At 70.1% G+C, this 16,888-nt stretch carries 25 protein-coding genes; 16 read left to right on the top strand and 9 right to left on the bottom strand.

Annotated elements, in window-relative coordinates:
• Nucleotides 1-50: 50 nt before the first annotated feature.
• From ACFJGV_RS10150 to ACFJGV_RS10140, 3 genes are read left to right on the top strand one after another with little or no spacing between them, the layout of a single operon-like run.
• A complete protein-coding gene (locus ACFJGV_RS10150) occupies nucleotides 51-2,561 on the top strand; it encodes an ATP-binding cassette domain-containing protein (RefSeq protein WP_378143782.1) in 2,511 nt (836 codons plus the stop codon).
• Between the two features lie 28 nt (nucleotides 2,562-2,589).
• A complete protein-coding gene (locus ACFJGV_RS10145) occupies nucleotides 2,590-3,174 on the top strand; it encodes a hypothetical protein (RefSeq protein WP_378143781.1) in 585 nt (194 codons plus the stop codon).
• Nucleotides 3,171-3,971 (top strand): helix-turn-helix domain-containing protein, encoded by an 801-nt coding sequence (locus tag ACFJGV_RS10140; RefSeq protein ID WP_378143780.1) that lies wholly within the window; start codon nucleotides 3,171-3,173, stop codon nucleotides 3,969-3,971. The genes ACFJGV_RS10145 and ACFJGV_RS10140 overlap by 4 nt, the downstream gene beginning before the upstream one ends.
• Here the strand turns inward: ACFJGV_RS10140 and ACFJGV_RS10135 are convergent.
• From ACFJGV_RS10135 to ACFJGV_RS10125, 3 genes are all read right to left on the bottom strand, one after another.
• A complete protein-coding gene (locus ACFJGV_RS10135) occupies nucleotides 3,968-4,510 on the bottom strand; it encodes a helix-turn-helix domain-containing protein (RefSeq protein ID WP_378143779.1) in 543 nt (180 codons plus the stop codon). The genes ACFJGV_RS10140 and ACFJGV_RS10135 overlap by 4 nt on opposite strands.
• Before the next feature lie 74 nt (nucleotides 4,511-4,584).
• The gene (locus tag ACFJGV_RS10130) at nucleotides 4,585-5,082 is read right to left on the bottom strand and encodes a GNAT family N-acetyltransferase (protein ID WP_378143778.1); all 498 of its coding nucleotides are present in this window, start codon (nucleotides 5,080-5,082) and stop codon (nucleotides 4,585-4,587) included.
• A gap of 27 nt (nucleotides 5,083-5,109) precedes the next feature.
• Nucleotides 5,110-5,520, bottom strand: a complete 411-nt coding sequence (locus ACFJGV_RS10125) for a VOC family protein (protein ID WP_378143777.1) — start codon at nucleotides 5,518-5,520, stop codon at nucleotides 5,110-5,112.
• A gap of 86 nt (nucleotides 5,521-5,606) precedes the next feature.
• Between ACFJGV_RS10125 and ACFJGV_RS10120 the strand changes: the two genes are divergently transcribed.
• From ACFJGV_RS10120 to ACFJGV_RS10100, 5 genes are read left to right on the top strand one after another with little or no spacing between them, the layout of a single operon-like run.
• Nucleotides 5,607-6,476, top strand: coding sequence for an ABC transporter permease (locus ACFJGV_RS10120; protein WP_378143776.1), 870 nt, complete (start codon nucleotides 5,607-5,609; stop codon nucleotides 6,474-6,476).
• A complete protein-coding gene (locus tag ACFJGV_RS10115) occupies nucleotides 6,469-6,870 on the top strand; it encodes a hypothetical protein (RefSeq protein WP_378143775.1) in 402 nt (133 codons plus the stop codon). The genes ACFJGV_RS10120 and ACFJGV_RS10115 overlap by 8 nt, the downstream gene beginning before the upstream one ends.
• On the top strand, nucleotides 6,867-7,091 hold the full coding sequence (locus tag ACFJGV_RS10110; protein ID WP_378143774.1) for a helix-turn-helix transcriptional regulator: 225 nt from the start codon (nucleotides 6,867-6,869) through the stop codon (nucleotides 7,089-7,091). The genes ACFJGV_RS10115 and ACFJGV_RS10110 overlap by 4 nt, the downstream gene beginning before the upstream one ends.
• Complete coding sequence (locus ACFJGV_RS10105; protein WP_378143773.1) at nucleotides 7,088-8,041, top strand: ABC transporter ATP-binding protein; 954 nt, start codon at nucleotides 7,088-7,090, stop codon at nucleotides 8,039-8,041. The genes ACFJGV_RS10110 and ACFJGV_RS10105 overlap by 4 nt, the downstream gene beginning before the upstream one ends.
• Nucleotides 8,038-8,733 carry an ABC transporter permease gene (locus ACFJGV_RS10100; protein WP_378143772.1) on the top strand — a complete coding sequence of 232 codons (696 nt, stop codon included), beginning with the start codon at nucleotides 8,038-8,040 and terminating at the stop codon, nucleotides 8,731-8,733. The genes ACFJGV_RS10105 and ACFJGV_RS10100 overlap by 4 nt, the downstream gene beginning before the upstream one ends.
• Before the next feature lie 65 nt (nucleotides 8,734-8,798).
• On the opposite strand, the gene ACFJGV_RS10095 is transcribed toward ACFJGV_RS10100, so the two are convergent.
• From ACFJGV_RS10095 to ACFJGV_RS10080, 4 genes are all read right to left on the bottom strand, one after another.
• On the bottom strand, nucleotides 8,799-9,185 hold the full coding sequence (locus tag ACFJGV_RS10095) for a hypothetical protein (protein WP_378143771.1): 387 nt from the start codon (nucleotides 9,183-9,185) through the stop codon (nucleotides 8,799-8,801).
• 102 nt (nucleotides 9,186-9,287) lie between these two features.
• Nucleotides 9,288-9,671, bottom strand: coding sequence for a GNAT family N-acetyltransferase (locus ACFJGV_RS10090; protein ID WP_378143770.1), 384 nt, complete (start codon nucleotides 9,669-9,671; stop codon nucleotides 9,288-9,290).
• Nucleotides 9,672-9,681: 10 nt separating this feature from the next.
• Nucleotides 9,682-10,386 carry a CatA-like O-acetyltransferase gene (locus tag ACFJGV_RS10085; protein ID WP_378143769.1) on the bottom strand — a complete coding sequence of 235 codons (705 nt, stop codon included), beginning with the start codon at nucleotides 10,384-10,386 and terminating at the stop codon, nucleotides 9,682-9,684.
• Nucleotides 10,387-10,427: 41 nt separating this feature from the next.
• Nucleotides 10,428-10,619, bottom strand: a complete 192-nt coding sequence (locus tag ACFJGV_RS10080; RefSeq protein ID WP_378143768.1) for a hypothetical protein — start codon at nucleotides 10,617-10,619, stop codon at nucleotides 10,428-10,430.
• A gap of 60 nt (nucleotides 10,620-10,679) precedes the next feature.
• On the opposite strand from ACFJGV_RS10080, the gene ACFJGV_RS10075 reads away from it, so the two are divergent.
• The 3 genes from ACFJGV_RS10075 to ACFJGV_RS10065 are packed head-to-tail and all read left to right on the top strand — an operon-like array spanning nucleotide 10,680 to nucleotide 11,471.
• Nucleotides 10,680-10,949, top strand: coding sequence for a hypothetical protein (locus ACFJGV_RS10075; protein ID WP_378143767.1), 270 nt, complete (start codon nucleotides 10,680-10,682; stop codon nucleotides 10,947-10,949).
• Nucleotides 10,950-10,959: 10 nt separating this feature from the next.
• Nucleotides 10,960-11,163, top strand: coding sequence for a hypothetical protein (locus ACFJGV_RS10070; protein WP_378143766.1), 204 nt, complete (start codon nucleotides 10,960-10,962; stop codon nucleotides 11,161-11,163).
• A 29-nt stretch (nucleotides 11,164-11,192) separates the two neighbouring features.
• Complete coding sequence (locus tag ACFJGV_RS10065; RefSeq protein ID WP_378143765.1) at nucleotides 11,193-11,471, top strand: hypothetical protein; 279 nt, start codon at nucleotides 11,193-11,195, stop codon at nucleotides 11,469-11,471.
• A 76-nt stretch (nucleotides 11,472-11,547) separates the two neighbouring features.
• On the opposite strand, the gene ACFJGV_RS10060 is transcribed toward ACFJGV_RS10065, so the two are convergent.
• Nucleotides 11,548-12,051, bottom strand: a complete 504-nt coding sequence (locus ACFJGV_RS10060) for a GNAT family N-acetyltransferase (protein ID WP_378143764.1) — start codon at nucleotides 12,049-12,051, stop codon at nucleotides 11,548-11,550.
• A 197-nt stretch (nucleotides 12,052-12,248) separates the two neighbouring features.
• Between ACFJGV_RS10060 and ACFJGV_RS10055 the strand changes: the two genes are divergently transcribed.
• From ACFJGV_RS10055 to ACFJGV_RS10035, 5 genes are all read left to right on the top strand, one after another.
• The gene (locus tag ACFJGV_RS10055; protein WP_378143763.1) at nucleotides 12,249-12,980 is read left to right on the top strand and encodes an ABC transporter ATP-binding protein; all 732 of its coding nucleotides are present in this window, start codon (nucleotides 12,249-12,251) and stop codon (nucleotides 12,978-12,980) included.
• 1 nt (nucleotide 12,981) lies between these two features.
• Nucleotides 12,982-13,812: an ABC transporter permease gene (locus ACFJGV_RS10050; RefSeq protein ID WP_378143762.1), complete on the top strand. Its 831-nt coding sequence runs from the start codon at nucleotides 12,982-12,984 to the stop codon at nucleotides 13,810-13,812.
• A 54-nt stretch (nucleotides 13,813-13,866) separates the two neighbouring features.
• Nucleotides 13,867-14,910 carry an ABC transporter substrate-binding protein gene (locus tag ACFJGV_RS10045; protein WP_378143761.1) on the top strand — a complete coding sequence of 348 codons (1,044 nt, stop codon included), beginning with the start codon at nucleotides 13,867-13,869 and terminating at the stop codon, nucleotides 14,908-14,910.
• Nucleotides 14,911-15,008: 98 nt separating this feature from the next.
• On the top strand, nucleotides 15,009-15,389 hold the full coding sequence (locus ACFJGV_RS10040) for a hypothetical protein (RefSeq protein WP_378143759.1): 381 nt from the start codon (nucleotides 15,009-15,011) through the stop codon (nucleotides 15,387-15,389).
• Between the two features lie 81 nt (nucleotides 15,390-15,470).
• Nucleotides 15,471-15,812 carry an L-rhamnose mutarotase gene (locus ACFJGV_RS10035; RefSeq protein ID WP_378143758.1) on the top strand — a complete coding sequence of 114 codons (342 nt, stop codon included), beginning with the start codon at nucleotides 15,471-15,473 and terminating at the stop codon, nucleotides 15,810-15,812.
• A gap of 38 nt (nucleotides 15,813-15,850) precedes the next feature.
• On the opposite strand, the gene ACFJGV_RS10030 is transcribed toward ACFJGV_RS10035, so the two are convergent.
• Nucleotides 15,851-16,855, bottom strand: coding sequence for a LacI family DNA-binding transcriptional regulator (locus ACFJGV_RS10030; RefSeq protein WP_378143757.1), 1,005 nt, complete (start codon nucleotides 16,853-16,855; stop codon nucleotides 15,851-15,853).
• Nucleotides 16,856-16,888 lie beyond the last annotated feature (33 nt).

Raw genomic sequence — 16,888 nt, 5'->3', positions numbered from 1 at the left:
CGTGGGCTCCGGGCGCATCCCCCTCGATCAGGTCGCGACGACCGGATTGGATGCACGTGGACACGATGGCCGAGGATGTGAAGACCGCGACCGCGGTGCTCTCGCTCACGGGGATCTCGAAGTCGTACGCGGGAGTGAAGGCGCTCAGCGACGTCTCGCTCGAGGTCATGCCGGGCGAGGTGCACGCGCTGCTCGGCGAGAACGGCGCGGGCAAGTCGACGCTGATGAACGTCGCCTCCGGCACCGTGCAGCCCGACGGGGGCAGCATCACGGTCGCGGGCCAGGACATCCAGACCCTCACGCCGCATCTGGCGGCCGAGCTCGGCATCGCGATCGTCCACCAGCACCCGGCGGTGCTCCCCGACATGACCGTGCTCGAGAACATGAGGGTGGCGCTGCCACGCTCGGTGTTCGAGGGCGAGGGTTCCGTCGAGGAGGTCGCCGCACGGATGCTCGCTGCGTCGGGTCTGCGGGTGCACCTCAGTGAGCGGGTCGAGATGCTCAGTGTGGCGCAGAAGCACCTGCTCGAGATCACGAAGGCGCTCGCGCTCAAGCCGCGGGTGCTCGTGCTCGATGAGCCGACCGCGCCGCTCGGGCAGGACTCGGTCGACTTCCTCTTCGCGAAGGTCCGCGAGGCCGTGGCCTCGGGCACCGCGGTCGTCTACATCACCCACCGCATGGCCGAGGTCCGCGAGCTCGCCGACCGCGTGACCGTGCTCCGCGACGGCACGCTCCGCGGTGTGGCGCGGGTCGACGAGGTCACCGACGACGAGCTCCTCGCCATGATCATCGGGCGCCGGATGGAGTCGACGTTCCCGCCCAAGTGGCAAGGCGGCACCGACGAGGTGACCCTGGTGCTCGACGGACTCTCCGGTCCGGGGTTCGACGCGGTCAGCGCCGCGGTGAGCCGCGGCGAGATCCTCGGTGTCGCGGGTGTCGTCGGCAACGGGCAGAGCGAGCTCCTCCGCGCGCTCGCGGGGCTCGAGTCGTCGACCGGTCGAGTGGTCGTGGGCGGCACCGAGAGGTCGCAGCACGACCTGCTCGACAGGGCCGCCTACATGCCGGCCGATCGGCACCACGAGGCGCTGATGATGTCGCTGACCGTCCGCGAGAACGCGGCGATCGCCGCGCTCAAGAGGTTCAAGCGCTGGGCGCTGCTCAGCCACTCCGTCGAGGAGCGCATCGTCGGCGAGACACTGGATGAGCTCTCGGTGAAGGCGTCGTCGCAGGATGCGGTGGTCTCCTCGCTCTCCGGCGGCAACCAGCAGAAGGTCGTCATGGCCAGGGCGCTGCTGTCGCAGCCGATGATGGTCATCGCCGACGAGCCCACCCAGGGTGTCGACGTCGGCGCCCGCTTCGAGATCTACCGCATCCTGCGCGAGATCTCGGCCTCGGGCATCCCGGTCGTGGTGGCGTCGTCGGATGCCAAAGAGCTCGAGGGACTCTGCGACCAGGTGGTCGTCATGTCGCGCGGCAACGCCGTCGCCACACTCGTGGCCGACGAGATCACCGAGGAGCGGATCGTCCAGGCGGCGGTCACCTCCACCGCACACACGACGAACGCCGCGCCGCTCACCGAGACGGTGAAGCGCTCCACCCCGTTCCGTCGTTTCCTCCAGGGCGACTACGCCCCGACCGCCCTCCTGGCGGCCGTCATCGTGGTGCTCGGCGTCTTCATCTTCAGCCAGAACGCCCGGTACCTCTCCGACTTCAACATCTTCTCCGTCCTCATGCTCGTGAGCGCGCTGGGCTTCATCGCGCTCGGGCAGACGATCGCGCTCCTCATCGGCGGGATCGACCTCTCCGTGGGGCCGTTGGCCGGCTTCCTCGTGGTGGTCGGGTCGTTCTTCATCAACGACGGTCAGCCCTTCGGTGTCGTCGGTCTGGGCCTGGTGCTCATGTTCGTGCTGGCTGTGGCGACAGGCCTGATCAACGGTTCGCTGATCAGGTTCGGCAAGTTCACCGCCATCGCGGCCACGCTGACGCTGTACATCGCGCTGCAGGGGCTGAGCTTCCTGCTCCGCGACTCGCCCGGCGGCTACATCAGCGCCGACGTCACCGCGATCATGACCACCCGCGTCGGCCCGATCCCCGTCGTGTTCATCGTGCTCGTCGTCGTGACGATCGGGCTCGAGCTGCTGCTGCGCTACCGCCGCTGGGGCTGGCGCCTGCGGGCGACCGGGTCGAACGAGGAGTCGGCGCGGCGCCTCGGCGTGAACGTGTCGAGGACGGTTGTGCTCGCCTACACGACCACGTCGATCCTCGCCTTCGGCGGCGCGCTCGTGCTCATGACGCAGATCGGCGTCGGCGACCCCGCCCAGGGTGTCAGCTACACCCTGTCGAGCATCACCGCGGTGGTGCTGGGCGGCACCAGCCTGCTCGGCGGCCGCGGCACCTTCGTGGGCAGTCTGTTCGGCTCGATCCTGCTCATCCAGGTGCTCAACGCCACCACCTTCCTGGGGCTGTCGCAGATGTGGCAGTACATCTTCCAGGGTGTGCTGATCCTGGTGGCGGCGATCGCCTACTCGCTTGCCCGCCGCCGCAAGGCGAAGCTGGTCTGAGCGCGCTCGGTCGCGCTAACGTGGCGGCGTGACCGAGCCCGCTCCGCCTGAGGCCCCCGCGGCCGACGCCGATCGCGCCTCGACCCGGGCCACGGGCGTGGTGATCGTGGGCATGAGCATCGCGCTCTGGTGGCCCGCGTTCACGCTGGGGGCGTGGGGCACGCTGTTCTTCGACCAGATGCTCACGGTCTGGGCCGCCTCGGTGGGGGCGCTCGTCGTGGTGCTCATCCAGCCCCGGGGCCGGCCGCGCGTGCTGAAGGCGCTGGCGCTGCTGGTGCCGTCGCTGTGGATCGTGCTCAACCTCGTGCTCGTCGACTCCGAAGACGGCGACGCCGTCACGATCATCGTGAGCCTCGTCGCGATCTTCGCCGCCATCCTCGGCCTGCCCATCACGATCTGGGTGCTCGCCCGGGTGGTCTGGCCGGAGTTCGGCGAGGACATCGCCTGGGGTCGCCGCCTCATCGTGCTCGGCGCCGTGATCCTCATCGCCGTCGCGTCGTTCTACCTCGGGGCGAACCAGTCGCGCTTCCTCACCTGCGGCGACTTCACCATCAGCGGCAACTCCGAACCGCCCGGGTGCACCCCCGGCCCGCCCGACATCCTCACCGAATGACCGCCGCCAACTCCGACGCTGAACGGCGGATGCTCGCGCTGGCCCGCGAGGACGGCCGCGTGAGCCAGCAGCAGCTCGCCAAGCGGGCCGGCACGAGCCAGCCCGCGGTCGCCGCCATCGAGGTGGGCACCCGCCGGGCCAGCCCCGAGCTGCTCGAGCGGCTCTTCGACGCCGTCGCGCTGAGGCCGTCGGTGGCGCTCGCGGTGCTCGCCGACGACATCGTGGCGCTCGCGGCCTCGCACGGGCTCGTCGAGCTCCGTGTCATCGGATCGACCGCCCGCGGCGACGACGTGCGCGGCAGCGACCTCGACCTGCTCGCCCGCTATGACGCGGCGGCGGGTGTCGACGTGGTGACGATGCTCGCCTTCGTGCCCCGCGCATCCGCTCTGCTCGCGTGCCGAGTCGATCTGGTGCTCGAGCCCGCGGAGATCGACGGCCCCGCGGTGCCGGTAGCGGGCTTCGCGCCGCTGCCCCGCGTCGAGCGCGCCCGTCCGTCGGGCGCCGCCGGGCAGCTGGCCGCGCTCCGGCAGCTGGTGCACCGGCTCGACGACGTCACGCTCGAGCAGCTCGCCCGTCCGGACGGTGCGGTGGCGCTCCGCGTCGAGGCGACGCTCGCGCGGGTCGCGGATGCGGTCGAGCGGCTGCCCGAGGAGGTCCGCGTCCGCGTGCCCGACGGGCTCGTCGACGGCCTGCTCGCCGCGCCGCGTGTGCTGCGGGGAGGCCTCGAGCCGAGCGTCGCGATGCGCCTCCTCGACGAGCTCCCCGCCGCCCTTCGCGCCCTCGATCCGGAACGCTAGCGAGCTCGCGGGTCGAGCGTCTCGGTGGCGACGGCGTCCTCGTGCCGGTGCCACCAGCGCTTCGTCGCGGACGGGCTGCTGAGCGGGAAGCGGCGGTCGAGGCGCGGATCGAGCACGAGGCGGTGCAGCGCCTCGAACAGCGCCTTCCCTCCCACCCAATAGGCCGCGATGATGAAGATGCCGACGCCGGGCAGGATCTGCAGGCTGATCAGGGCGATCACCGCGAGGCCGACGACGATCCCGCCCGCGTTGAAGACGCGTCGCCAGGCGGCGGTGACCGCGTCGCGTCGGGCCTGCTGCTCCTGGCGCTCCTGCAGGCCGCTGACGGCCTGCTCGAACGTGGGCGCCTCGACCCTGTCGAACAGCTCACCGGCCGACACCCCGAGCGCACCGGCGATGAGCGCCAGCGACTCGAGGCTGGCGTCCTTCCCCGACTCCAGTCGTTGGATCGTCCTGACGGCGACCCTGCTCTCCTCGGCCAAGCGCTCCTGCGTCCATCCGCGTTCGCGTCGCAGTGCCGGGATCCGTGATTCGTTCATGGTGCCGAGCCTAGGAAGACGCGACCCGCCACCACCACGACACGAGCCCGCCGATGACCCGCCACAGCGGACGGTCAGCCTCGCAGAGCGGGCGCAACCCGCATGACAGCCCCGTCAGCCCTCGCGGGCCGAAGGTCGAGGAGGGGGCGGGCCCAGGCGATCTCGCGGGCGAGCTGGCCCGTCTCCGTGAAGAGGCGGACCTGACGGGTGTCCGGGAGGGCGGCCGCGAGGGCGTGGCGGTCGGCCGCGGTGAACCCGAGCTTCTCCCAGAACGGACCCGACCTCCGCGAGAACAGCCAGGCGCGCTCGGCACCCGCCAGCGCCGCCGATGACAGGGCGAACCGCGCCAGCCGCGATCCCGCACCCGCCGCCCTGCGGCCGGGCGTCACCGCCACGCTCCGGATGAGCGCGTGTCGACCGTCGGCGCTCAACTCGAAGCCCGTGCTGCCCACGACCGTCCCCTCGACGTCGCGCTCCAGCCAGAGGCGCACCGCGTCGTCGTCGAGCCCCGCGAGCGTCAGGTCGGACTCGTGCAGGAACGAGCGCAGATCGTCGACATCGGCATCGGACACGACGTGGAGGCTCACCCACCCATCGTCTCAGCCCACGAAGATGCAGAAGGGGTGGCCGGCGGGGTCGGCGAACACGTAGAGGGGCTCCTCCGGGTCGTCGAAGCGGTCGCGCAGGATGCTCGCGCCGAGCGCGAGAGCGCGGTCGCGCTGGGCGATCAGCTCGTCGGCGGTCGGCACCGTGAAGTCGAGGTGCGCCATCTGGGGGCGCGGCCCTTCCGGCCAGGTCGGGGCGGGGAGGGAGCCGATCTGCTGGAACGTGAGCTCCGGCCCTCCGCCGGGGAACTGCAGTGCGAGCCAGTCGGTCTCGGCCCTCGTCTCGCCCTCCCGCGGCTCGTCGCCGGGACGGTAGGCGAGGACGAGCAGCTGCCGGTAGAACTCCGCCAGCGATCGCGCGTCCTCGGTGTCGAGCACCACCTGCTTCAGAGTCGGAACGGCCATGTGGGCGACCTTACCCCGCCTCGTTCGCGAGCACGGCGCATGTGAAGTACGCTTTCCAGTAAAGGACGCTTTACAGGAGGTGCCTCGTGACGAATCCGGTCGACCGGGCTCACCGTCGCCGGCTGCGCGTGATGAGCGCCATGGCCTTCCGTGAGAGCGTGCGCGACCCCATGATCGGCCTCTCGATCGTGAGTCTCTTCGTGATCTACCTCGTCGTCATCGCCGGCATCGGGGCGATGCTGACCGCATCCGGCACCGAGGCACCCGGCGCCGATCCGGCCGACGCCGATCCGGCCGTGGTGCACTTCTTCACGGACCACCTCGGGGCGGCCCTCGGCCTCGGGCTGATGGGCGCCGGCCTGCTCGGTGTCTCGGTGCCCCTCGTCGGGATGCGTCAGCGGGGCCTGCTCCGGCTGCTCGGCACGACTCCTCTGCCGCGCGTCACGGTGTTGATCGCATCGATGCCGTTCGTGTTCGTCCTCGGGGCCGTCGAGGTGGTGATCGCGGTGGTCGCGGGCACGGCCGCGGGGGTCGCGCCCACGGGTCCGCGGATCGGAGAGCTGATCGTCACCGCGGCCCTGGTTCTGCTGGTGACGACGTCGTTCGGACTGCTCCTCGGATCGCGCGGGTCGCGGGTCGAGAGCACGCAGGGCATCGCCGCGATGCTGCCGATCGTCCTCATCGTGCCGTCGGAGGGCATCTTCCCGCTGACCGGGCTGCCCGACTGGCTCGCGGCCGGCATCCATGCGCTGCCGAACGCGTGGATCATCGAGTCCCTCGGCCACGGCATCACGGGGCAGGAGACATCTCTGCCCCTGCCGGTCTACTGGGCCCTGATGGCGGGCACGACGGCCGTCGTCCTCGTCGTCGCCGCGAGGGCCTTCTCCTGGGATCAGGGAGAGGCGCGATCGCGGCCGGCCGCCACCACGCACAGGAAGGTGCTGACCCATGCGTGATCGAGACGCCCAGGCAGGCGCGAGCAACGCCCGGAGGTACGTGCTGGAGCTCCTCCCCGGGCTCCTCGGATACCTGGTGCTCTTCCTCGGGCTGCCCGCCCTGCTCGGTCGTGAGGAGGCGACGTGGTGGTCGATCCCGGTCGCGCTGCTCCCCGTCGTCCCGCTGCTCTGGATCGTGGTGGCGGTGATCCGTCACATCCGTCGTATCGACGACTACCAGCGCAGGCTGGTGCTCATCGGGATGGCGTTCGCCTTCGGGGCGATGATGCTGACGGCCGTGGTGATCGCCCTGCTCTCCACCGTCGACGTCGTGGTGGGCGGCACGGAGTGGATCGTGTTCGGGGTGGGCGCGGCGGTCTGGTTCGGATCGAGCATGTGGGCGACGACCCGATGAGGAACGTCCTCCGCGAGCTCCGCGAGAAGAATGCCCTCACCCAGGTCGCGCTGGGCGCGGCCCTCGGCGTCTCGCGACAGACGATCAACGCCCTCGAGGCGGGGCGCTACGACCCCTCCCTGCCGTTGGCCTTCCGGATCTCCGCCTACTTCGGCGAACCGATCGAGGACATCTTCTTCCCCGACGTCGACGACCTGCCCCCGAACGGAGGACGACCATGAGCGTGCACGAGACCCCGATCGCCGTCGAGACCCCGATCGCAGTCCAGAGCCTGTCGAAGGCGTACGACGGGCGGACCGCGCTCGACGGAGTCGACCTCACCGTCGGTCGAGGCGAGATCGTCGGTCTTCTCGGTCCGAACGGCGCGGGGAAGACCACCCTGCTCGAGACGATCGCGGGACTGCGACGGCCGATCGGCGGGACGGCCCGCGTCTTCGGCGTCGACCCGTTCCGCGACCGCGCCCGGGTCACGCGACTGCTGGCGGTGCAGCCGCAGTCGGCGGCTCTGTTCCCCACCCTCACGGTGGAGGAGACTCTGACGCTGTTCGCCGCGCTCCACGACGAACCGCTTCCCGTCGCCGACGTGCTCGAGCGTCTCGACCTCGCCGGCAGCCGGCGCATCCGGGTCAAGAACCTCTCCGGAGGGCAGGAGCGGCGCCTGCTCATCGGGGTCGCGCTGATCGGACGCCCGCGGGCCGTCGTGCTGGACGAGCCATCCGCCGGCCTCGATCCACTGGCGCGCCAGACGCTCTGGCGCGTCATCCGTGACCTCGCCGCCGATGACGTCGCCATCCTTCTCTCCACCCACGACATGACCGAGGCCACCGAGCTCTGCGACCGGGTCGTCATCCTGGTGAGTGGGACGATCGCCGCGTCGGGTACTCCTGACGAGCTCGTCAGACTCGGTCGGCAGCACACCACGGTGAGCTTCACCGTCGCGCCCTCCGTCACGCCCGAGCAGGTTCGCGGCCTCCTCGGCGCCGACGTCGAGTTCAGGAGCAGAGTCGACGGCCACCTCGTCACGGCGCGCACCGCCGATCCGGACGAGATCATCCGCCGGGTCACCTTCACCCCCGAGCTGCAGGCGCGGAGCTTCCACGTCTCGCCCGGCACGCTGGAGCGCTTCTTCACGACGACCGTCGGCGACCGAGTCCGGGAGCCAGGGCCGTGACCTCGCTCGCGATGCGACAGGTCGTGCTCGCCAGCGCCCGTGAGCTGGGGCGCGACAGCCGATCCGTCCTCATCATGCTGCTCACCTTCGGCCTGCTCGGCGGGGGAGTGCTCGTCGCCGATCTGCTCACGGGCGTGAGCACCGTCTCCGTCACCGCGCCCCTGGTGCTCACGGTCGGGCTCTGCACGATCGCGTTCACGGGAACCTCCGTCTCCCTCGCGCGGCAGCGCCAGGATGGGGTGCTCCGAGTGCTCGCGACCACGCCCCTGACCCGGGCCGGCTTCCTGGCCTGCCAGGTGCCGCCTCGACTCGCCCTGATGCTGGTGGAGATCGGCGTGGTGCTGTGGGTCGTCTCGCCCCACGACGTCGTCGCCGGTCTCGGCTTCGTCGTGACGGCGATCGTGGGATCGGCGATGCTCGTCGCGCTGGCGCTCCTGCTGGCGAGCCGGAGCCGCAACGCCGTGTCGATGAGCGTGTTGGCCGGGACGATCCCCGCCGCGCTCGCCCTGTTCTCGGGCGGCTCGCCGCTCGCCGCGCTGCTGCCGACCACGGTGCGGTTCGTGCTCGACCTCGTCCCGCTGTCGTGGCTCTCGCGCGGGCTCACCACCGCCGACCCGCTGGCCGTCGTCGCGATGGCCGCGACCGCGGGTATCTGTTTCTGGCTCGCCGTGGTGCGCTTCCGCTGGGAGTGAGCCCGCCGGATCCTCCGCGAGACGGGCCGACGCGGCACCCTCGTGCTCGTCGAGCGCGAGCTCGGTCAGTCGCGGCCCGCTCGGTCGCGTCTGCCGCTCATGCGGTCGAAGTCGAGCGACTTGAACTGCAGGAAGGTGCAGAGGTTCCCCGCCACGACCAGTTCTGCAGCCAAGCCGGCCAGCTGGTGAGGCGTGAGCGACGCATCCTTGCTGGTCGCGACGAGCGTGGCCTCCCAGAGGGGATCGTCTGATCCGCGCGGCTGCATGTAGATGTCGGCGTACTCGTTCTTCAGGTGGACGATCACCAGCCCCGTGTCCGCGCCCTCAGACCCGTCCTGCAGCGCGACGTTCAGTCGTCCCGCGATGGTGTGCCCTTGCTCGCGGAACTCCTGCACCCACTGCTCGAGGAGGGCCTTGCTGCGGTGTCGATCGGATGGGGAGACGGCGCCCATGGCGGGCTCCTGACTGGTCGGTGTCGACTTCCCAGCCGGGTGCGTGGGGAGCTCCCCCTTCAGATCCCGCCACGTTACACCCACGGACTGGCACCCGGGCCGTCAGGCGAGAAGCGTCGCGTGGCGGCGCTCGAAGAGCGTCATCCCAGGGCGCTCGATGTGCTTGGTGGTGCCGTCGCCGATCCATCCGTGTCGCTCGTAGAACCCGGCGGCTCGGTCGTTGCCCTCGAGCACCCAGAGGTAGGCGGACGCGAAGCCCGCCGCCCGGAGCCGGCGCTCGACCTCCGCGATCAGGTCGTGCCCGACTCCCGTGGAGAACGTCTCCGGGTGCGTGTAGAGACCCGGGAGCTCGCCGCGCTCGGACTCGCCCTCATCGCGGCCCGGCCCGAAGGATGCCCACCCCGCGATAACGATGCCGCACGCATCGTCGACGGTGGCGGCCCTGATCTCCGGAGGCTCGTGCATCCGTCTGTCGACTCGCTTCACCAGCTCGGCGTCAGAACCGCAGATCGCTGCCCGGCGCATCCGGATCCGGATCCGCGTCCGCGCGCGTGATCCAGGACGGATCGGCGACGAGATGACGCAGGTCGTCGATGAGCCGGGCGGTGTGGAATCCGTCTGCTGCGGCGTGATGGATCTGCACGGCCAGCGGGAGGAGCGTCCGTCCGTCGCGCTCGACGTAGCGACCCAGGGTGAAGATCGGGGCGAGGTGGCGCCAGGCGTCGGCGATGTTCAGGTTGAAACCGGTGAAGCTGGTCCAGGGGAGGCTCGAGACGTCGAAGGTGTTCGGGGGAGGCGGGCCCTGGGGGAAGAGGTCGGCCGACCCGGCGTGCGCGGCGATCGTGCGCGATGCGGCCTCGTGGAACGAGCCGTAGTCGCGCTCGAACGGCACCCACAGGCTCGAGAACGTCTCGAGGTCGGGGTTGAACACCGTGAACGAGGGATGCAGCACGGGCCAGACGGAGGGCGTCCCGTCCTCATCGACGGTGAGCCGGAACTCCGCGCGGTGTTCGATGACCGAGGCGAGGGCCCAGATCTGCGTGATGTACGTGCGGCGCCCGGCGGAGCGGACGGCGGCGACGAACTCGGTCACATCGATCTCGACGGTGATCGAGTACGAGCAGGGGACCGCGTGGAGGTAGTGCTCGAAGTGCCCGCGCCGCGGCCACGAGTCGAGGTCGACGGGAGTCGGGACGTCCATCCCCCGATTCTCCCAGCCGCGGAAGCTCCGGGGCTCGCGACTCAATCCGGTGGTGTGTGGCCCTGCACCCTCCGCAGGAAGTCGCGGAACTCTCCGAAGCCCGCCCCGAGCGAGCGGGCGAGTGCTTCCGGCGAGTCGACCCAGACGGAGTCGTCCGGGTCGGGAACGTCGCCCTCGCTGTGCGTGCGTCCGACGACGAGGTACGTCGGGTCCCCCTGCGGGTTGACGATCATCATCCTCCCGGCGGAGCAGAGGCCGTAGATGAACGCGCACTCGCATGCGGTCAGGGTGGCGTGATCGATGCCACCGGTGACCGGGTCCGGCTGATCGAGGGGGTCGAGGTGCAGATCGCTCTGGAACCCGTCGAAGGCGAGCGGCCGACCAGACGAATCGAAGATCGCACTGTCGCCGGCTTCCCCTCTCACGTGCAGGTCTTGTGCCGCGAGAAACGCTGCCAGACCGACTCGGTCGGCATCGACGACATCATCGTCTCCGAGGGTGAGGAAGTGCAACGAGAAGCCCACAGGCCCCATCATGGCAACATCGGCGATCGGCCGGGGTAGGTTCTCGCCCATGGGGGAGTTCGTGACGTGGTTCGGTGTGCTGTCCGGACTGCTGGTCGTCGGCGTCGGGGTGTCGTTCATCGTCAGGAGACGCGTGATCTCCCGACGTTCGCCGGGCGACCCCCGGTGGCACATGTCCGAGCGGATGGTGCTCGTCTTCGGCGTGGTGATGATCGCGGCGGGCGTCCTCGCGATCGTCGGCACACTGCTCTGATCGGGCCGCACCGGCGTACGGTGCAGAGCATGGGGACGGGCGGAGGCAGCAGGGATCTTCTGGACGTGATCGCCCCCGTGCGTCCGGGGGCCCTCCGGGAGTCGGCTGGTGGGCTCTTCCTGATGGCGGTCGTCGGGATGGGGCTGGGCCTCTGGTTGGTCCTCGCGGAACCGTTCTGGGCGATGCCCGAGCGGGGCTTCCCCGTCCCGTTCGGGATTCTGGGCATCCTGGGTCTCGTCGTCGGGGTGTGGTTCGCGCTGCTCGGCGTGAACCTCCTCCGCCGCACCGGGCGCAACAGCCGGCGCTGATGCCGCGGGCGTGCTGACGCCGGTTCGGCGCTGACACCGCGAACGCGCCGACGCCCGCTCCTCGGAAGGGCGCGGGTCAGGCGGGCGCGGTGTCGATCCAGAAGCGGAGCTCGCCCTCGTGGTTGAGCCCGTCGGGCACGCCGCCGTTGTGGGCGACGACCGCGAGGGAGGCCGTGTTGTCGGGCGCGACGGTGAGCAGGGCCCGCTCGATCCCGAGGTCGTGGCAGAGGAGGAGGGCGTCGCGGAGCATCCGCGTGGCGTGGCCCTGCCGCCGCCAGGGGTAGACGACGTGGTAACCGATGTGACCGCCGCCCTCGTCGTCGGTCAGCTCGTGCCGGATGACGAGCGACCCGAGGTAGAACTCGTCGGCCGCGTACCAGAGGAGCTCTGAGGGCACGCCCCACCGCTCCCGGACGCCGACGCGCTGCGCGACGAACGACTCGAAGTCGAGGCTGGCCTCGCGCAGCCAGTCGGTCGACTCCTCCCGGTGGATCATGTCGGCCTGCTCGCCCACCAGATACGACGTCCGAACGGCGACCGACGGGGGCAGCAGCGCGGGACGCGCGGGCAACTCGATCATCGCCTCACGGTACCCGGAGCGTGCGGGCGGCGTCACCGGCGTATTAACTCATTGTTACAAATGTGAGAAACCAATCTCAAGCCTTGAGAATTTGAACGCGACCCGCCACACTCGTTCACCAAGCGCGACGAGATGTCGTGTCACCAGTTCGAGGGATGACGATGACCGCTTCAGGGATCTCCGCACGAGACATCGGGATGAGGTTCGGGGACAACACCGTTCTCGAGAGGCTGGACGTCGACGTCCCTCCCGGGAGCTTCGTGACCCTGCTCGGACCGTCCGGCTGCGGCAAGAGCACGCTGCTGAAGATCCTCGGGGGCATCCTCGAGCCCACGAGCGGCGAGGTGCGCATCGGCGACCTCACGGCGAAGCAGGCGGTGGCTCGCAAGGACATCGGTCTCGTCCTGCAGCGCCCCGCGCTCGTGCCGTGGAAGACCGCGCGCGAGAACGTGGCGATGCTGCGCGTGCTGGCGAAGAAGGGCAAGGCGAGCGACGGCGCCGCCGACGAGGCGCTCGAGCTGGTGGGGCTCACCCACGCCGCCGACCGCTACCCGCACCAGCTCTCCGGCGGCATGGCCCAGCGCGTCTCGATCGCGAGGGCGCTCGCCATGGACCCGTCGATCCTGCTCATGGACGAGCCGTTCGGCGCCCTCGACGCCATCACCCGCGACTCGATGAACGAGACCCTCGCCCGCATCTGGGCGGCGACCGGCAAGACGATCGTCTTCGTCACCCACTCCATCCCCGAGGCGGTGTTCCTCTCCGACACCGTCACCGTGATGGGTGTGCGACCCGGTCGGATCGTCGATCGCGTCGCGATCGACCTCCCCCGCCCGCGCGTGGCCGACATCGTCGACACCCCCACGTTCGTGCAGTACTCGACGCGCCTCCGCGAGCAGCTCGTGGTGCCGCAGGAAGCGACGGTGTGACATGACCGCACTGGCTGAGGCCCAGACCACCGGGCAGGCGACCATCCGCAAGCCCCGCTCGTTCGCGCGCTGGTGGAGCGCCGCCTGGCCGCCGCTCCTGCTCGCGGCGCTCGCCGTCGTGCTCTGGCAGCTGGCCGTCGACGTGTTCGGCATCTCGAGCTACGTCATCGCCAAGCCCACCGACATCCTCGCCGAGATGGTGACCGGATGGCAGGTGCTGCTCGAGGCGACGTGGATCACCACGCAGGAGGTCGTGATCGGCTTCGCCATCAGCATCGTGGTCGGCATGGCGATCGCACTTCTCGTGGTGCGCTTCCGGTTCCTGGAACGGGCGGTCTACCCGCTGGTGGTGCTGTTCCAGGTGGTGCCGAAGGTGGCGCTGGCGCCCATCTTCATCCTCTGGTTCGGCTACACGATGACCCCGAAGCTGGTGCTCATCGTGGTGATCGCGTTCTTCCCGATCACCATCAACATGGTGCTCGGCATGAAGCGCGCCGACGAGGACCTCCTGCTGCTCATGCGCTCGGTCGGATCGAGTCGCACCGAGATCCTCGCCCGCATCCAGGTGCCGACCGCGCTGCCGTACCTCTTCGCGGGGCTCCGGATCGCCATCACCCTCGCCGTGATCGGCGCGGTCGTGGCCGAGTTCGCCGGGTCGCAAGCCGGGCTCGGGCATCAGATCCAGTTCGCGTCGACGCAGCTCGACACCGCGCAGATGTTCGCGGCGCTCGTCATCGTGTCGCTCCTCGGCCTCGTCCTCTACTACCTCGTCGGACTCGTCGAGTTCCTCTTCCGGCGACGCTTTCCGCACCTCGCCCTCGCCGACGCCTGACCCCCCCCACCCGCACCCCCGCACCCACCCGTACCCCCATCCCCAGGAGATCGCATGTCCAGAGCACCCCGGTTCATCCTCGCCGCGACCTCGCTCGCCGCCCTCGCCGCACTCACGGCGTGCGCAGGCGGCAGCGGATCCGACGCCGGGCCCAGCGCCCCGCCGGACGCCGACCACATCACCATCCAGCTCGACTACCAGCCGCGCGGTCTCCACGCGCCGCTCTTCGTCGCTCAGCAGCAGGGCTTCTTCGCCGCGGAGGGCATCGTCGTCGACGACATCCTCACCGGCACCAGCTCGGGCGACACCCTGCGCCTGGTCGGCCAGGGTCAGGGCGACTTCGGCGTCTCCGACCTGCCGACCCTCGTGGTGGCGCGCTCGCAGGAGGTCCCGGTCAAGGCGATCCTCGCGACGAACCAGAGCTCGCCGCTCGCGATGTGCGCGAAGGCCGACAAGCACACCCTCAACTCTCCGAAGGACCTCGAAGGGCTCAAGGTCGGGGTGCAGTCGTCGGGCTCGACGTACGTCTTCTACAAGGCCCTGCTCGCCGCGAACGACATCGACCCCAGCGCGCTGACCGAGCTGACGGTGAACCCGCCCTACGAGAGCTACCTCGTCACCGACCAGGTCGACACGGTGCCCTGCTACACGGATGCGGAGGTGCCGATCCTGCAGAAGTCGGCCGGCGATCTGAGCATCCTGATGGGCTCCGACTTCGGCTACGACACCTACGGCACGGGCATCTTCACGACCGACAAGATGATCCAGGAGAACCCCGACCTCGTGCAGCGCTTCACGAACGCGTACCTGAAGGGTCTGCAGTACACGATCGACAACCCGGCGGAGGCCGCGAAGACCCTCGCCGACTCGAACGCGCAGCTCGCCGGGAACGAGGCACTCTACGAGCAGCAGCTCCAGGCCGACATCGACAACACCTTCACCAGCGCGGACACCGAGGCGAACGGCCTCGGATCGATGGACGACACGACGTGGCAGAAGACGATCGACCTGCTGTTCGGTCAGGGCGTCATCTCGACGGAGCCCGCGGTGACCGACGTGCAGGATCCGACGTTCGTGACCGCCGACAAGGACGACTGACCCGGCCGCGCGACACGGCGGGGAGGGGGCCTGCGGGCTCCCTCCCCGTCATCGTGCGCGACCCCTAGGCTGGGCGCACCCCGACCGAAAGGCGCGCCATGGCCATCTTCAACTTCCAGCTCGTCGTCTCCGGCGACCTCGCCTCCGCGCAGGACGCCACGCGCGCAGCCCTCGAGGCGGCGGACTTCACCGTCACCGACACGGGTGACCACTGGAAGGCGGCGCACGGCAGCATCGCGAAGACGATGTTCCAGGGATTCCTCACGAGCAAGGACTCCCTGCGCGAGGTGCTCGACGTGAAGTTCACCGACCTCGGCGGCACCGTGCAGGTCGACCTCCACCGCCCGATCTTCCAGCCCGGCGGTGGCGACGACAACGGTCTCGTGCAGGCGCGGCTCCACGACGCATACAAGGATGCGGTCGGCCAGGTGGCGTCGGAGCTGCAGCAGAAGGGTCTGCTGGTCAGCGAGAAGATCTGAGCGCGAGCGCCGTCCGGCTCGTCGCGGGGAGCCCGATACGCTGACGGGATGTCGGCCTTCGGCCGGGTCGAGGAGGATCACATGCCAGAAGTGCAGCGAGACGGGGTCGAGCGGGTCTGCTTCCGCATGCAGCTCAAGCCCGAGCGCATCGCCGACTACCTGAAGGCCCACGAGGTGGTGTGGCCCGAGATGCTCGACGCCCTGCGCGAGACGGGCTGGCGCGACTACTCGCTCTTCATCGACCGGACGGACGGCCTCGTCGTCGGGGTGCTCGAGACGGAGGACTATGAGCGCGCACAGGCGGAGATGGCCCGCCGTGATGTGAATGCGCGGTGGCAGGCGACGATGGCCGACTACTTCGTCGGCTCGGAGAACCCGGACAGCAGCAGCCGCCGACTCGAGGAGTACTTCCACCTCGCCTGACCGCCGCCACCGCCGCGCGCCTCAGCGAGACCCTCGACTCACGCGGTCGACTCGCGGATGACAAGCTCCGGCTGGAACACCACGTGCCGGTACTCGCCCTCGTCGGGGTTCTCGATCTCGTGCAGCAGCACCTCCGCTGCGGTGCGGCCGATGTCGGCGGCCGGCTGGCGGATGGACGACAGCGGGATGGCCGCCGCGGACGCGAAGTAGATGTCGTCGTACCCGATCAGCGCGATGTCGTCGGGAACGCGCACTCCGGCGCGGATGAGAGCCTGGAGGACCCCGAGGGCGATGAGGTCGTTGGCTGCGAAGACGGCGTCGGGCCTCGCGCGCGGTGGCCGTGCCAGGAGGCGCTCGGCGGCGAGCCTGCCCTCCTCCGCGGTCATCGCCTCGGTCTCGATCATCCGGATCTCGGCGCCGGCGCGAGCATCGACGGCATCGTGGGCTCCGGCGGATCGCTGAGTCACCTGGAGGAGCTCGGAGGGGCCGCCGATGAAGGCGAGTGATCGCCGTCCCTGATCGAGAAGGTGGGCGGCGGCCAGGAAGCCGCCGTGGCGGTCGTCGACCGACACGGAGCTGAACGCACGATCCGGCTCGTGCCGATCGACCAGCACCACGGGTGAACCGCGGTCGCGGAGGCGTTCGAGACGCGGGTACACGCGGCCGACGGGGGTGATGAGCAGGCCCGCCACCCTCTGCTCCTCGAAGAGGTCGAGGTGGGTGCGCTCGCGCTCGATCGAGTCGCCGCTGTTGCCGACCACGAGCGATCGGCCGTGGCGGCCCAGCGTCTCCTCGGCGGCGGAGGCGATGTCGGTGAAGAACGGGTTGCCGATGTCGAGGAGAGTGAAGCCCACCGTCCGGCTGTGGCCCACGCGCAGCTGGCGAGCCGATTCATTGCGGACGAAGCCGAGCTTGTCGATCGCGGCCTGGACCCGGGCCGCGGTAGCGGGAGCGACGGGTTTCGAGGCGTTCAGCACGTTCGAGACCGTGCCCACGGAGACGCCGGCCAGCGCGGCGACATCGCGGACGTTCGCAGCAGCCATCAGCCTCAGCCCCCCGCTTCCGATCTCGTTCGC

The sequence above is a fragment of the Cnuibacter sp. UC19_7 genome (assembly GCF_042699995.1).
Classification (GTDB): Bacteria; Actinomycetota; Actinomycetes; order Actinomycetales; family Microbacteriaceae; genus Cnuibacter.
The sequence above is the reverse complement of the archived record's forward strand: the minus strand, read 5'-3'. Positions and strand labels throughout refer to the sequence as shown.